11 protein-coding genes and 2 pseudogenes are annotated in these 13,640 nt (G+C 71.2%); 8 read left to right on the plus strand and 5 right to left on the minus strand.

Features of this window, described 5'->3' with window-relative positions; genetic code table 11:
* Nucleotides 1–472: 472 nt before the first annotated feature.
* Complete coding sequence (locus FVA80_RS05020) at nucleotides 473–1,168, plus strand: collagen-like protein (RefSeq protein WP_246692269.1); 696 nt, start codon at nucleotides 473–475, stop codon at nucleotides 1,166–1,168.
* A 46-nt stretch (nucleotides 1,169–1,214) separates the two neighbouring features.
* Here the strand turns inward: FVA80_RS05020 and FVA80_RS05025 are convergent.
* Together FVA80_RS05025 and FVA80_RS05035 are read right to left on the minus strand one after the other, a co-directional pair.
* A pseudogene (locus FVA80_RS05025) lies at nucleotides 1,215–2,420 on the minus strand (TIGR03862 family flavoprotein).
* A 318-nt stretch (nucleotides 2,421–2,738) separates the two neighbouring features.
* The gene (locus tag FVA80_RS05035; RefSeq protein ID WP_147910817.1) at nucleotides 2,739–3,269 is read right to left on the minus strand and encodes a GNAT family N-acetyltransferase; all 531 of its coding nucleotides are present in this window, start codon (nucleotides 3,267–3,269) and stop codon (nucleotides 2,739–2,741) included.
* A 303-nt stretch (nucleotides 3,270–3,572) separates the two neighbouring features.
* On the opposite strand from FVA80_RS05035, the gene FVA80_RS05040 reads away from it, so the two are divergent.
* The 3 genes from FVA80_RS05040 to FVA80_RS05050 all read left to right on the plus strand — a co-directional run bounded on the left by FVA80_RS05040 (nucleotide 3,573) and on the right by FVA80_RS05050 (nucleotide 6,540).
* Nucleotides 3,573–4,991 carry an MDR family MFS transporter gene (locus tag FVA80_RS05040; RefSeq protein WP_246692494.1) on the plus strand — a complete coding sequence of 473 codons (1,419 nt, stop codon included), beginning with the start codon at nucleotides 3,573–3,575 and terminating at the stop codon, nucleotides 4,989–4,991.
* Nucleotides 4,992–5,001: 10 nt separating this feature from the next.
* Nucleotides 5,002–5,322, plus strand: a complete 321-nt coding sequence (sugE, locus tag FVA80_RS05045) for a quaternary ammonium compound efflux SMR transporter SugE (RefSeq protein WP_147910816.1) — start codon at nucleotides 5,002–5,004, stop codon at nucleotides 5,320–5,322.
* Between the two features lie 183 nt (nucleotides 5,323–5,505).
* Nucleotides 5,506–6,540 carry a TerC family protein gene (locus FVA80_RS05050; RefSeq protein WP_147910815.1) on the plus strand — a complete coding sequence of 345 codons (1,035 nt, stop codon included), beginning with the start codon at nucleotides 5,506–5,508 and terminating at the stop codon, nucleotides 6,538–6,540.
* Between the two features lie 123 nt (nucleotides 6,541–6,663).
* Here FVA80_RS05050 and FVA80_RS05055 read toward each other — a convergent pair whose 3' ends face one another.
* The 3 genes and pseudogenes from FVA80_RS05055 to FVA80_RS31020 all read right to left on the minus strand — a co-directional run bounded on the left by FVA80_RS05055 (nucleotide 6,664) and on the right by FVA80_RS31020 (nucleotide 8,571).
* Nucleotides 6,664–7,416 (minus strand): N-acetylmuramoyl-L-alanine amidase, encoded by a 753-nt coding sequence (locus FVA80_RS05055; RefSeq protein WP_147910814.1) that lies wholly within the window; start codon nucleotides 7,414–7,416, stop codon nucleotides 6,664–6,666.
* Nucleotides 7,413–8,153: a TerB family tellurite resistance protein gene (locus FVA80_RS05060; protein ID WP_147910813.1), complete on the minus strand. Its 741-nt coding sequence runs from the start codon at nucleotides 8,151–8,153 to the stop codon at nucleotides 7,413–7,415. Before FVA80_RS05060 ends, FVA80_RS05055 begins: the two co-directional genes overlap by 4 nt.
* A 147-nt stretch (nucleotides 8,154–8,300) precedes the next feature.
* A pseudogene (locus FVA80_RS31020) lies at nucleotides 8,301–8,571 on the minus strand (hypothetical protein).
* Nucleotides 8,572–8,961: 390 nt separating this feature from the next.
* Here FVA80_RS31020 and FVA80_RS05070 point away from each other — a divergent pair.
* From FVA80_RS05070 to FVA80_RS05085, 4 genes are all read left to right on the plus strand, one after another.
* Nucleotides 8,962–9,537 (plus strand): urease accessory protein UreE, encoded by a 576-nt coding sequence (locus tag FVA80_RS05070; protein ID WP_348644627.1) that lies wholly within the window; start codon nucleotides 8,962–8,964, stop codon nucleotides 9,535–9,537.
* Between the two features lie 554 nt (nucleotides 9,538–10,091).
* Nucleotides 10,092–10,850, plus strand: coding sequence for a guanitoxin biosynthesis heme-dependent pre-guanitoxin N-hydroxylase GntA (gene gntA / locus FVA80_RS05075; protein WP_147910453.1), 759 nt, complete (start codon nucleotides 10,092–10,094; stop codon nucleotides 10,848–10,850).
* 66 nt (nucleotides 10,851–10,916) lie between these two features.
* On the plus strand, nucleotides 10,917–11,513 hold the full coding sequence (locus FVA80_RS05080; RefSeq protein WP_147910452.1) for an urea carboxylase-associated family protein: 597 nt from the start codon (nucleotides 10,917–10,919) through the stop codon (nucleotides 11,511–11,513).
* Nucleotides 11,514–11,818: 305 nt separating this feature from the next.
* Nucleotides 11,819–13,558, plus strand: a complete 1,740-nt coding sequence (locus tag FVA80_RS05085; RefSeq protein WP_147910451.1) for a methyl-accepting chemotaxis protein — start codon at nucleotides 11,819–11,821, stop codon at nucleotides 13,556–13,558.
* The last annotated feature ends 82 nt before the right edge of the window (nucleotides 13,559–13,640 follow it).

A 13,640-nucleotide genomic window follows, 5' to 3' on the forward strand; every position in this document is an offset into this window, starting at 1 on the left:
ACAGAGCGCGCCCCTGCAGCGCCGCCAGCCGCTCCTGGGGCTGCCTGGCGCGGGATCCCGCCCGGTCTGGTTCGCAGGGTCCAGCCCCATCTCCGCGTGCTCCGATCATGCCGGACGATAAGAACATAACAGGAACATGTTCAAACCGTTTCAGCGGGTCACCTGAATCGGACGCCGGGCCAGCAGCTTGGCCTGTGGATGATTGTGGACGCCTGTGGAATCAGCCGCCCCGCCCGCGACCAAAGCCACGGTTGACCGAGCCCGCGAGCCGAGACCACAGTCGTCTGCCGCGCCAGACGCGGCCGACACGGTCCGAGCATGCGCCCAGCCCTCGCCTTGACGATCCTGCTCGCCCTCTCAGGAGCGGCCCTCGCCCAGCAGCCGCCCGACCCCGGCCCTGCCCCATCCTCCGAGGCGCCCCGCGCCAGGCTAAGCTGCGCCCCGGCACGCGCCGGTCCCGAGCCAGCCGATCATGGTCTACGACGCCCGGATCGAGGCCGGCGACCTGCGGATCTCGGGCTCGGTGCGCAAGCCGGGGGCGATCGTGGTCCTGGACGACGACATCTCGATCCAGGCCGACCGGCGCGGGCGCTTCGCGTTCCGGGTCCCCTACCGGCCGCCGACCTGCGTGGTGACCCTCGCGGCCGACCCGGACGAGGCGCGAGGCGGTCGTCGCGAACTGCGCCGCCGAAGGCGCCAGCTGGGCCCGCCTGGCCCCCAGGGCGCCGCGGGTCCGACCGGGGAGCCTGGTCCGAAGGGCGAGACCGGCCCGAAGGGTGAACCGGGCAGCAAGGGCGACTCGGGCAGCAAGGGTGAACCGGGCAGCAAGGGAGAGCCTGGCGAGAAGGGTGAGCCGGGTGCTGCGGGAATTCCGGGCGCAAAGGGCGATCCGGGACCGAAGGGCGATCCAGGACCGAAGGGCGAGCCGGGCATCAAGGGCGAGCCCGGCCCGGCCGGCGGGGCAGAGTCCAGGGGCGAGACCGGCGCATCCGCCCTGCGGGCCGTGCGCAAGTCCGACTGCGCGGGCGGCTGCACCGTCACCTGCGCGGCCGATGAGATGCTGGTCACCGCCCACTGCCTCAAGGGCGGCACCCCCGTCTATGACGGGGAGGGCGCCACCTGCCCGGCGGACGCCTCGGGGATCGTCGGGTTCTGCACCCGGCGGTGAGCCGGTATCCCCTTCGGCGACGAGCGTCCTAGCCGCGACGGGCGCCCTAGCCGCCGCTCTGGCGCAGCCAGTCGAGCATCCCGGCGGCGGCGGCCCGTCCGCCCGCGAAGGCGCCCTGGAGCAGGTAGCCGCCGGTCTGCGCCTCCCAGTCGAGCATCCGCCGGCCAGGAACAGGCCGGGACGGGCGCGCAGCATGGCGCGGCCGTCGAGGGCGTCGAGCGGACCCCGCCCGCCGTCGAGATCGCCCGCTCGATCGGGGCCGAGCCGGTGAGGTCGAGGGGGCGGCTGATCAGCCCGGCGAGCGCCGGGCTCGCCGGAAGGTTTTGGCCGGCCGCCTCGCGCAGGAGACCCGCGGCCACCGGCGAGAGCCCCGCGGCCTTGCGCAGGCGGGTCGCGGTCGAGTCCCGCCGGGCGCCGGCGAGGCGGCGGGCAGATCCGTCCCGGTCAGTCCGGGGCGCAGATCGACGGTGAGCCGGGCACGGCCCCGTCCGGCGATCGCCGTCCGCAGGGGCCGCGACAGGGCGTAGATCGCCCCGCCCTCGATCCCGGCGGCCGTGATCACGGCCTCGCCCCGGACCGCAACGCCGTCGCAGGCGAGCGCCACCCGCTTGAGCGGCGCCCCGGAAAACCGCTCGCGGAACAGGGCGGACCACGCCACGGCAAAACCCGCATTGGCCGGCTCCAGGGGCGCGACGTCCACGCCGAGCCCCTCGAGAAGCGGCACCCAGAGCCCGTCAGAGCCGAGCCGCGGCCAGCTCGCCCCGCCGAGCGCCAGCAGGGCAGCCCGGGGCCGGATCTCGACCGGCCCGTCCGGCGTCGCGAAGGCAAGTGCCTCACCGATCGCCGTGAGCCGGTGTCGGGTGCGGATCCGGACCCCGAGCCGGTCGAGCCGCGTCAGCCAGGCCCGGAGCAGCGGCGACGCCTTGAAGCTCGTCGGAAACACCCGCCCGCTCGATCCCACGAAGGTCGGCTCGCCGAGATCCGCGCACCAGTCTCGCAGGGCCTCCGGGGGAAACGCCGCGATGGCGGCGTCCAGGTGGCCGGCGGGATGGTAGCGGGCCAGGAAGGCCGCGCGCGGCTCGCTGTGGGTGAGGTTGAGGCCGCCGCGCCCGGCGATCAGCAGCTTGCGGGCGACAGAGGGCATCCGGTCGTACACCGTCACCGCGCGGCCGGCCTGCGCCAGCACCTCGGCCGCAGCCAGCCCGGCCGGCCCGCCGCCCACGATGGCGATATCGTTGATGTCGTCCGGCATCCGCCTGGAGAGCGGCAGGCTGCCCGCACCTGTCAAGATGTGGCCGATGTCGGCGGCGTCTCAGGGGCCGGACCGCCTTACCCGGCGCCGTTCTGCGACGATGCGGCTCCCCGACAGCCTGTTTGTCCGCCCGGTTCCCGTCGCGTGACGGTTCCGGTTGGCGGAGATCCCACACTCCCCCCTCATCCTGAGGTACGGCGCAGCCGCCTCGAAGGAGCCCTCCAGGGATCGCGCAGCTGGCTGGAGGGCTCCTTCGAGGCCTCCGCTGCGCTCCGGCGCCTCAGGATGAGGAGGATGGGAAAGATCGAACAACAGATTCTAACACAAATCCGACAGTGTCGGCCAATGGACCCGCAGAATTGTCCTGCCGTTCGCGGCCGGGATCTGCGAGATGGCTTGTTCGACAACCTGGCCGCCCATACGCTCATAGAAGCGAAGCGCAGCCTCATTGGCCTCGAAAACCCATAGGTACAGGCCATTTCCCGCCTGCTGGGCGGCGAGCTTTCGCGCAGCCGAGCGCAGCAGTGCCTCCCCGATCTTCCTGCCCCGCATCTCTGGACGGACGTGCAGGTTATCGACCAAGCTGCCCCATCGCCGATCAAGATCACGATGCGTCGCTACGAAGCCGACAAGTCCTTCATCGGACGTCGAGGCGATCTCGACCATGAAATTCAAGGCCGGCGTGTCGAGCTTTCCGAGCCAGTGCGAAAGGCGATCCTCCTCGACGGGCTCGGCCAGAAACGCGGGATCGAGGATCGACCGATAGGCATCGCGCCAACTCGCTACGTGGATCGCAGCGATGGTCTGCGCGTCCGTCGCCCGCGCGGCCCGGTAGATGATGTCGGCCATCCGCACATTATCCGTGGGGCACCGCCTGCGGGCAATTCACCCCGTGTCACGCACACGGCAGACGACCGCGGAACGCGTAGGATCCGGCGCGGCCCGACGTTAATGCCGTCCTCTGCGCGCAACCGTGATGCTGCAGCCTCGTTCCCGTCCAGCCTGCCGATCCGGCGCAAACCCAGAAGAGGCTTCCCGCCCGTGACGCTCTCCACCGCCGTCACCGCGACCGATCCGTCCACGCCGGCCCCCGCCGTGCCCTCGAAAGGCCGCCTCAGCCCGCTCGAGATCCGGTCGATCGTCTTCGGCCTGATGACCGCGATGCTGCTCGCGGCCCTCGATCAGACCATCGTGGCGACCGCGATGCCGACCATCGGGCTCGATCTCGGCGACGCCGCCAACCTGCCCTGGATCGTCACCGCCTACCTGCTCGCCTCCACGGCGGTCACGCCGCTCTACGGCAAGCTCTCTGACATCCACGGCCGGCGGATCATGCTGCTGATCGCCATCGCGACCTTCGTGCTCGGGTCGCTCGCCTGCGCGGTGGCGCCCACCATGGTGACCCTGGCGCTGGCCCGGGGCCTCCAGGGCATCGGCGGCGGCGGGCTGATCGCCCTGTCGCAGACCATCCTGGCCGACATCATGGCGCCCAAGGAGCGGGCGCGCTACCAGGTGGTGATCGCGGGCGTGTTCGTGGCGGCCTCGGTGGCGGGGCCCCTGCTCGGGGGCTTCTTCGCCCAGCACCTGCACTGGTCGCTGATCTTCTGGATCAACCTGCCGATCGGCTTCCTCGCCTTCGCGCTGACCAACGCCAAGCTGAAGCTGCTGCCGCGCAACGAGCGCCGCCACACGCTGGATTATCCCGGCGCCATCCTGCTGGTGCTGAGCTCGACCACCCTGATGCTGGCCCTGAGCTGGGGCGGCGTGCGCTACCCTTGGGGCTCCGCGCCGGTGCTCGGCCTGCTCGCCGTTGCGGCCGTGCTCGGGTGCGGCTTCGCGGCCCGGCTCGCCACGGCAGCCGAGCCGCTGATCCCCACGCAGGTGCTGAAGGACCGGGTGGTCTACAGCGCCACGCTGTCGGCCTGCTTTGCCATGGGCACCTTCATCGGCCTGACCATCTACGTGCCGATCTTCCTCGAAGGCGTGCTCGGGCTCACCGCCAGCGAATCCGGCGTGGCCCTGGTGCCCCTGATGGTCGGCACCGTCACCGGGGCGACGCTGTCGGGCCGGTCGATGCTGCTGTTCCGGCACTACAAGCGCGTGCCGCTGGCCATGATGAGCGTCAGCATCGCCTGCTGCGCCATCATCGCCCTGGAGGGACGGGCGCTGCCGTTCTGGCTGATGGAGGTGATGCTGGCGCTGCTCTCCATGGGGATCGGGACGATCCTGCCGCTCTCCACCATCGCGATCCAGAACGCCGTGGAGCCGCACCAGCTCGGCATCGCCACGGCAGCGATGAACTTCTTCCGCTCGCTCGGCGGCGCCCTGATCGTGGCCGCCTTCGGGACGATCGTGCTCGGGGGGGCCGCCGGGACCGGGCACGACGTGGAGAGCCTGATCCGCGGCGGCGATCCCGCGCATCTGGCCGAGACCTTCCGCTCCGTGTTCCTGGCCGCCTGCGTCGGCCTGGTGGCGGCCCTCGGGTTCCTCGCCTACATGGAGGAGCGCCCGCTCGGTGAACGTCCCGCGGCAAAGCCCGGCGCAGCGCCGGCCGCCGACACCCCGACATGAGGACACGACCTTGGCTTGGCTGATCCTGCTCGCGGCCGGCCTGCTGGAGGTGGTCTGGGCCTACGCGATGAAGCGCTCGGACGGCTTCACCCAGCCTATCCCGAGCGCCGTGACGGTGGCGGCCGCGCTCGGCAGCTTCGTCCTGCTGGCCTTCGCGATGCGCAGCCTGCCGCTGGGCACCGCCTACACGGTCTGGACCGGCATCGGGGCGGTGGGCGCCTTCCTGCTCGGCATCCTGATGCTCGGCGAGAGCGCGAGCCCGTTGCGGATCGCCGCGGCGGCGCTGATCGTCTCGGGCCTGGTGCTGATGAAGCTCTCCGGGGAGGCCTGAGCACCGGCCGCGGACGCGGTCCGACGCGCGAGTCACCCGCGCGCCGCCACCGTGCCCTTGATTCGCCCGGTTCGCCCGCTTAACTCGCCCCTATCGGCTGCGGGCCCCTCTGGCGGGCGCTTTTCAGCGCCCGTGATGTCGGAGCCGATGCTTTCCTTCCGGAATCAGCATCAGGTCCCGCACATGATGGACGTTCTAACCGTCGAATGGCTCGGCAAGCCGTTGTGGATGTGGCTCGGCTTCCACGTCCTGATCGCCTGTCTGCTCGCCTTCGATCTCGGGCTGCTGCACCGGGACAAGGACCACGAGATCGGGGTCCGCGAGAGCCTGCTGCTGACCGGCTTCTACCTCGCGCTCGGGCTCGCCTTCGGCGGCTGGATCTGGTGGTATCTCGGTCCGCAGGCGGGCGAGGAATACGTCACCGGCCTCGTGGTCGAGAAGTCGCTGTCGATGGACAACGTCTTCGTCATCGCCATGATCCTGGCCGCCCTCGGCATCCCGCGCGCCGCCCAGCACCGGGTCCTGCTCTGGGGCATCCTGGCCGCCGTGCTGTTGCGCGGCCTGATGATCGGGCTCGGCGCGGCGCTGGTGCACCAGGTCCACTGGGTGCTGTCGCTGTTTGCCGCCTTCCTGATCTTCGCCGGCCTCAAGATCCTGTTCTCGGGCCCCGAGGAAGAGGGCGACTTCCAGAACAGCGCCATCGTGCGCTGGATCAAGAAGACCTTCCGGGTCACGCCCGAGCTGCACGGCCAGCACTTCGCGGTGCGCCGGCCGGACCCGGCCACCGGCAAGAAGGCCCTGTGGTTCACCCCGCTCGCCCTGGCGCTGGTGCTGGTCAACGGCGCCGACGTGATCTTCGCGGTCGACAGCGTGCCGGCGATCTTCGCGATCACCACCGACACGTTCGTGGTCTACACCTCCAACATCTTCGCGATCCTGGGACTGCGCGCCCTCTACTTCGCCCTCGCCGCGATGGTCGACCGGTTCGCCTATCTCAAGACCGCGCTCGCCTTCATCCTGATCTTCATCGGCGCCAAGATCGTCATCGCCGACACGTTCGGGCTGATCCACGTCCAGCCGTGGGTGTCCCTGGTGGTGACCCTGTCGCTGCTGACGATCGGCGTGCTCTACAGCCTGTGGCGCACCCGCACCGACGCGCCGGCCCCGGCGGTCTCCGGCCCGGCCCACGGCCACGAGGCGCCGGCCCATCGGGCCTGAAGTCCTGGTTTCAAAAGGTCCGGGACCTTGTGCGGGGCCAGGGCGGGGCCCTGGTTCATCGGGGCTCCGTCCCGACACCACGCCAAAGGGCCGAGCCCTTTGGAAGCCCGGGATTTCCCCGTGCTAGGCTGGTAGCGCGGCGATCAGGTCGCGCAGGGTGGTGATGGTCGAGGCGTCGGCCACGCCGTCCACGCGCTCCTGGCGGAAATGGCGCTGGAAGGCCGTGACGACCGCATGCGTGCGCGCATCGAACGTCCCGGTTACCGCCACGTCGTAGCCGTAGAGGGCGAACATCGCCTGCAGCGCCTCCACGGGCTGGCCGGCATCGCCCTGCGCGAAGAACCGCCCATCCCGGAGGCGGGCCGGCGGCACCCGGTGGCCGATGCCGGCCGCCGCGAGGCGATCCCAGGGAAAGGTCTCGCCCGGATCCTCCTTGCGCTCCGGGGCGATGTCGGAATGGCCGAGCACCCGCTCCGGCGGGATCGGCCAGCGCCCCAGGATGTCCAGGGCCAGAGCGATCACGGCGTCGATCTGCACGTCCGGGTAGGGCGGCAGCCCGCCGGCATGGCCCGGATGAACGATCTCGATCCCGACCGAGCGGGAATTCAGGTCGGTCACGCCCTTCCAGGCACCCCGGCCCGCGTGCCAGGCGCGCCGAGCCTCCGGCACCATCTGGACGATGCCGCCATCCTCGAACACGAGGTAGTGGGCCGAGACCTCGCTCAGCGGGTCCCGCAGCCGCGCCAGCGCGGCGGCGCCGCCCGCCATGCCGGTATAGTGCAGGAGCAGCATGTCGGGCTTCGCTCCGCGGCGCTCGCCGTGGTTCGGCGAGGGCGCCACGCGGCGGGCGAGGGGGCTGTCCGGATCGAGGCTCACCGCGCTCCGCGCTCCTGCACGATCCGGTCGTAGGCGGCGTTGATGGCGGCGAGCCGCCGGGTCGCGATGGTCACGGCCTCGGCGGGCAGGCCCCGGGCCAGCGCGCGGTCGGGATGATGCTCGGCGACCAGCGCCCGGTGACGGGCCTTGACGGTGGCCTCGTCGGCCTCCGAGTCGAGGCCGAGGACCGCGTAGGGATCGTCCGGCAGCCGCACGTGCCGGGCCGCGATCCGCCGGAAGGCGGCATCGTCGAAGCCGAAGATCTCCGAGACGGCGCGCAGGTAGCGCTCCTCGGCCTCGTGCAGCGCGCCGTCGGCGCCCGCGATCTGGAACAGGCCGTCGAGCACGTCCTCGAGAAGGGCCGGCTCGTCACCGAAGGTCGTCGCGAGCTGACGCGCGTAGGCTTCGAAGCCGTTCGTGGTCTTTTTGGCCAGGTCGAACAGCCGCTCGACGCCGGACCGCGCGGATTCGTCGACGCGGACGACCCGGCCGAACGCCTCGACCTCGGAGGGCAGCACGACGCCGTCGGACTTGGCCATCTTGGCCGCCAGCGCCACCAGTCCGGTGGTGAACACCACGTCGCGCGGCGTCGGGCCGAAGGGCGCGCCGATCCGGTCGACCAGGAAGTGGCCCGCGACGCCGCCGATCAGCGCCCCGAGCGGACCGCCCACGGCGAGGCCGAGCCCGGCACCGCCGAGCTTGCCCCAGGGGCCCTGGAGCTTGGCCCCCTGGCTCATGGACTGGGCGTTCCCGAGGGGAAACGCGGACGCGATGCGGTCATGGTCGGCGGCTTCAGGTCCGGCACCGGGGACGCCCCGGCCAAGGCCGGGATAACCGCTCCTCGGGCGGTGCGGAAGGGCCGGGACGCGCCCGGCCCCCCGGCTTTAGCGGCAGTAGATGTTGCCGTAGGCGTCCCGGTAGGTGCCGTAGGGGCAGCGCGGCGCCGTGGAGGTGCGTCCACGATGGCGCCGCCGGCGCCGCCGATCGCGGCACCCGCCAGGCGCCGCCAGCGCGGCCCGTGGCGGCAGCGCCGATGGCCGCGCCGGTGAGCGCGCCGAGGCCGGCACCGCCGAGAGCCCGGTCCTCCGGCGTGTTGCAGGCGCCCAGCGACAGGGCTGCGATGGTGGCGAGGGCGGCTGCGGTCAGCTTCTTCATGGTCCCCTGATCTCCCTTGTGCATCCGGTCCGGCCGTCGTCGTGGCGGATCGCGGTGAGCTTAGCAGTAAAGCAATGCGCTCCCTACGGCTAAGGTTCCCTGCCCGGAGCCGTCGATCGCGCGCGGGTCCCGAATGCCGCGCCGGCGCCTCCCACCGGCGGCGGCCGGAGTTGCGCCCGCTTCCCGTCTCGCCCTATGCCACCGGCCTGAGGCGGCGCTCCGGCCGGGGCGCCGCGGCGCCATCCCCGAGGGTCCCATGTCGAGAGCCACCACGATCGTCCGCCGGGCCGCGGTTCGCCCCGACCGCGTGGTCGACACGGTGAGCCTCGACCACGCGGGCCGGGCGGCGGCCTCCGATCCCTCGTCGCGGAGGGCGGCCTCGGGTTCGAGGTGGCGCTCGCCAAGGCGGCGGCGCTGGAGGACGGCGACGCCCTGCGCCTGGAGGACGGCCGCCTCGTCGCGGTGCGGGCCGCCGCGGAGGCGCTGCTGGAGGTGCGCGCCGGGAACCCGGCCCGGCTGACCCGGCTGGCCTGGCAGCTCGGCGGCAATCACGTCCCCGCCGAGATCGCCGCGGACGTGCTCTACGTCCCGGCCTCGCCGGCCAATGCCGAGCTGGTGCGCGGGCAGGGCTGCACCGCGAGCCCGGTCTCGCGTCCGTTCCGGCCCGAGCATGCCGCGCACGACCACAGCACCTGCGGGCACGATCACGGGCATGACCATCACGACCACGGGCATGATCACGAACACGCCCACGAACACGCCCACGAACACGCCCACGGGCACACCGACGGGCACACCCACGCGCACGCCGACGATCACGCACATGCGCATGATCACGGGCACGCGCATGATCAGGGGCACGGCCATGGTCCTGATCACGACCCTCACGCGCACGACCAGGCCGGGACGCATGACCATGCGCATCCGGGGCACGTGCACGGTCCGGGCTGCAACCACGACCATTAGGACCAACCGCGTCCGGAGCCGCAGCGCGCCGCCGAGCCCGGGGCGACTTCGGCGGCCTTCCTGAGGACGCCATGCCGACCCGGCTCTCCCGCAGGGCCGGGTCGGCTTGCCCGACATGCACGGCGTCCGACAGGCACGCGTCCGCTCTAGATCAGCGCCCCTCCAACCCGCCCCCAGATCCTCAGGCGTAAGCCATCCGAGTCTCGGTCCGTCGCCTCAGGACGCGGGCGAGGATGGGAAAGACGAGCCAGACGGGCCCCGATCTGGATCGGGCCGGCAGACCATGCGGAGAAGTCACGCCACGAGTCCCGCAACATTCGCGCGGGGGTGGAGCGAGTCTATCCGACCTTAATCTATGTTTGTGCCGTAGGCGAACATTGCGACAGTTCTTTCGAACACCGTCCTCGATCCTTCGCGTGACGGCTTTCGATTCACCTTCTCCCCGGACGACCTGTCGCAGGCGGGAACAGTGACCTGAAACCGCAGTTGCCCGAGTCCCGACCAGCGGTTGCCCCCTCCGGGGCGGACCTGCGCAGATACGGGCTACGGAGCGCATGCAGTTTCCCCGCGACGACCAAGAGCATCCGCGTGCCCAGGCCTTCCGCGACTTCATTCGAAATCCCCCGTTCCCCTGCGTCGGCGCCAAGTCGGCGCTGTCGCGCGGGCGCATGAAGATCGTCGTGGCCCGGGACATCACCTCGGGCTGGGACGACATGCGCGTCTACCCGGCTCTGCTCGCCTTCGTGGCGCGCTACCGGGAGGCTCCCGACCTGTTCCAGAGCTTCGCGGTGGTGTTCGAGGGGCCGGGCGACCTGTCAGAGGAAGCGTTCGAGCAGAATCTCTGGGCGCGGGCGCAATCCCTGACCGACAAGGATGCCTGGCTCGGCCAGCCCCACGACGCCCGGGTAGCGGACGATCCGGACAACCCGCACTTCTCGTTGAGCTTCGGCGGCGAGGCGTTCTTCGTGGTCGGCCTGCATCCGAACGCGAGCCGGCCGGCGCGGCGGTTCTCCTCGCCGGTTCTGGTGTTCAACCTGCACGCCCAGTTCGAGCGGCTGCGGGCCGAGGGCCGCTACGAGAAGCTCCGCGCCTCGATCCTGGAGCGCGACGAGGCCCTAGCCGGCAGCCTCAATCCGATGCTGGCGCGTCACGGCGAGTCCTCGGAGGCGCGCCAGTACAGCGGCCGCGTGGTCGGCGACGAGTGGCGCTGCCCGATGCAGGGCCGTCCGGCGGCGCCCGCCACACCGGTCGTAGACGACTGGCATCCGCTGGCTTCCCCGCGCGACCTCACCTTCCCGACCAGCGGCGCCTGAGGCGCCGCTGGATCGCGGCGGCGCCTGCCGCGTTGCCGGCCGGAGCGGAGCGGGAGCAAAGACACCATGGACCGGGCGGATGTGCAGCAGATCGAGCCGCGTACAGGCGTCGCCTTCACCCTGGACCGCGGCCAGCGGCTGACGGTGATCGACCCGCGCGGGGAGCAGGTGGCCGATCTGGTCGCCTACAATCGTCACGACACGGGTGAGGTGATCTCGTCCGGGCGGACCCTCGACTATGCCAGCCGGATCTACCTGACCACCGGCGACCCGCTCTACTCGAACCGCTCGAACGTGCTGCTGCGCATCGTCGAGGACACGGTCGGCCGCCACGACTTCCTGCTGACGCCGTGCTCGGCCGACACGTTCCGGATCATCTACGGCGACACGGACCCGCACCGGGGCTGCTTCGGCAACCTCGCCGCGGCGCTCGCCCCCTACGGCATCGCACCCGACGCGATCCCGGTGGCGTTCAACTGCTTCATGAACGTGCCGATCGATGGAACGACCGGGGCGCTCACGGTCGAGCCGCCGCTGAGCCGGGCGGGCGACCGGATCGTGTTCACCGCCGAGACCGACCTGATCATCGGATTGACAGCCTGCTCGGCGCTGCAATCGAACAACGGAAGCTTCAAGCCGATTCACTATCGGATCGACGCTTAGGCCACACAATCCCGCCGGGGCGGGCGGTTGTTCCGCGAAGAGGTTCGTAGTTTTTTCTTGGAAACCTCTTGATCCCCCGCGCTCGTCGCGCGATGTGGTCATCGAATATGTGTCCAGAGACTTATCGAGACCGGAAAGCGTATCCAATACGCTGTCGATACCCGGTGTGGACCGAATCTTTACCAATCCCGTGTCACACCTTCGCCCCGGAACGGTGCCGTGGGGTCCGGGCCGCCGTGGGCGGTGCCGCCCCCCGGCACCGGCAGCCCTCGACGGCCTTCGCCCGTCCCGTTTCCGGTGCCTCAATGATACGCTCGCAGACCGACCGCTCGTCCGAGGGCCACGCCGTGCCCCGGTGGAGCCTCTCGAACGTCACGCTGCGCCACAAGCTGGCGGCGGTGATGGCCCTGGTGCTGGCGGCGGTCGGCGCCCTCAGTGGGTTGAACTACGTCGACACCCGCTCCTCGGCGCTCGAGGACCGGGCGTTGATGACCAGAAACCTCGGCGACGTCGCCCAGAGCCTGCTCGCCCATTACGAGGCACTGGCCTCCGCCGGCCGGATGCCGCTCGATCAGGCCCAGAAGGCCGCCCTCGACGCGGTGAGCGCCCTGCGCTTCGGCAACGCCGACTATTTCTTCGTCCTGGATACCGACGGACGGCTGATCGCCAACGCGTTCAACGCCAAGAACGTCGGCAAGGTGGTTCTGGAGCAGACCGACGTCCCGGGCGGGAAACGCTACTTCGCCGAGATGGTGGACGTCGCCAAGCGCGACGGTGCCGGCTTCGTCGACTACATGAAGCCGCGTGCGGGCGGGAGCGAGCCGGTCGAGAAGGTCGCCAGCGTCCAGATGTTCAAGCCCTGGGGCTGGGTCGTCGCCGCCGGGCTCTATCGCGACGACGTCTACGCGGCCGTACGCCACCGCGCGCTGACCAATGCCCTCTGGTCCGCCGGCCTGGTGCTTCCCGTGCTCGCCCTGCTCGTACTCATCGGCAACGGCCTGTCGCGGCCGATCGTGCGCCTGACCGCGGCGATGCGGGGGCTCGCCGGCGGCGACCTCGCGGTGCCGGTGGCGGACCAGCGGCGCGGCGACGAGGTCGGCGCGATGGCCCGGGCCGTACAGGTCTTCAAGGATGCGCTGATCGCCAAGCGGGACGCCGAGACCGTCGCCGCCGCCGAGAACGCCGCCAAGATGCGCCGCGCCCAGGCCCTCGACGAACTCACCGGCCGGTTCGACGCCCATGTCGGCGCGCTGACCCAGAGCCTGTCGGCGGCAGCCGTGGAGATGGAGGCCACCGCCCGGGAGATGACCCGCACGGCCGCCCGCACCACCGACCAGTCCGGGCGTGTCGCGGCCGCCTCGGAGCAGACGTCGTCCAACGTCGAGACCGTGGCCGCCGCCAGCGAGGAGATGTCCGCCTCGATCCAGGAGATCGCGTCCCGCGTCGCCCAGTCCTCCACGATGGCCGACCAGGCCAGCGTCGACGCCGCCCGCACGAACGACCTGATGCAGGTCCTGTCCCGGGGCACGGACCAGATCAGCGAGGTGATGGGCCTGATCGCCGGCATCGCCGGACAGACCAACCTGCTGGCGCTCAACGCCACCATCGAGGCCGCCCGGGCCGGGGAGGCCGGCAAAGGCTTCGCCGTCGTGGCCGGCGAGGTGAAGGCCCTGGCGGCCCAGACCGCCAAGGCCACCGACACGATCGCCCATCAGATCGCCGCGATCCAAAGCGAGACCCGGCACGCCGTCGAGTCGATCCGGACGATCGGGGGTACGATCGATGCCATGCGCACGGTCGCCCTGAGCGTGGCCGCCGCCATGGAGGAGCAGGGCGCCGCCACGAGCGAGATCGTGCGCAACGTCACCCAGGCCGCGCAGGGGACGCAGGCCGTCAGCGCCGACATCGCCGAGGTCCGGGAAGCCGCCGGCGAGACCGGCGCCGCCGCCAGCCAGGTGCTGAGCGCCGCGCAGGATCTGGCGCGCTACGCCTCCGGGCTGGGACAGGAGGTGACCACGTTCCTCGCCGCGGTCAAAGCCGCCTGAGAGGGTGGCCTAAGCTTCCGCTCCGGCGCGATGAAGAGGTGCTCTCCTCGCGCCGCTTGCGGGGAGAGGAGAACCCGCGCTT

Origin of the sequence: Methylobacterium sp. WL1, from assembly GCF_008000895.1 — a bacterium.
Lineage (GTDB): Bacteria > Pseudomonadota > Alphaproteobacteria > Rhizobiales > Beijerinckiaceae > Methylobacterium.

Bases quoted from the DNA above. Each gene is read 5' to 3' on its own strand.
- FVA80_RS05020 (WP_246692269.1), top strand. From the start codon at position 473: ATGGTCTACGACGCCCGGATCGAGGCCGGCGACCTGCGGATCTCGGGC.
- FVA80_RS05080 (WP_147910452.1), top strand. From the start codon at position 10,917: ATGGACCGGGCGGATGTGCAGCAGATCGAGCCGCGTACAGGCGTCGCC.
- FVA80_RS05035 (WP_147910817.1), bottom strand. From the start codon at position 3,269: ATGGCCGACATCATCTACCGGGCCGCGCGGGCGACGGACGCGCAGACC.
- gntA (WP_147910453.1), top strand. From the start codon at position 10,092: ATGCAGTTTCCCCGCGACGACCAAGAGCATCCGCGTGCCCAGGCCTTC.
- FVA80_RS05085 (WP_147910451.1), top strand. From the start codon at position 11,819: ATGATACGCTCGCAGACCGACCGCTCGTCCGAGGGCCACGCCGTGCCC.
- FVA80_RS05050 (WP_147910815.1), top strand. From the start codon at position 5,506: ATGATGGACGTTCTAACCGTCGAATGGCTCGGCAAGCCGTTGTGGATG.
- FVA80_RS05060 (WP_147910813.1), bottom strand. From the start codon at position 8,153: ATGAGCCAGGGGGCCAAGCTCCAGGGCCCCTGGGGCAAGCTCGGCGGT.
- FVA80_RS05040 (WP_246692494.1), top strand. From the start codon at position 3,573: ATGACCGCGATGCTGCTCGCGGCCCTCGATCAGACCATCGTGGCGACC.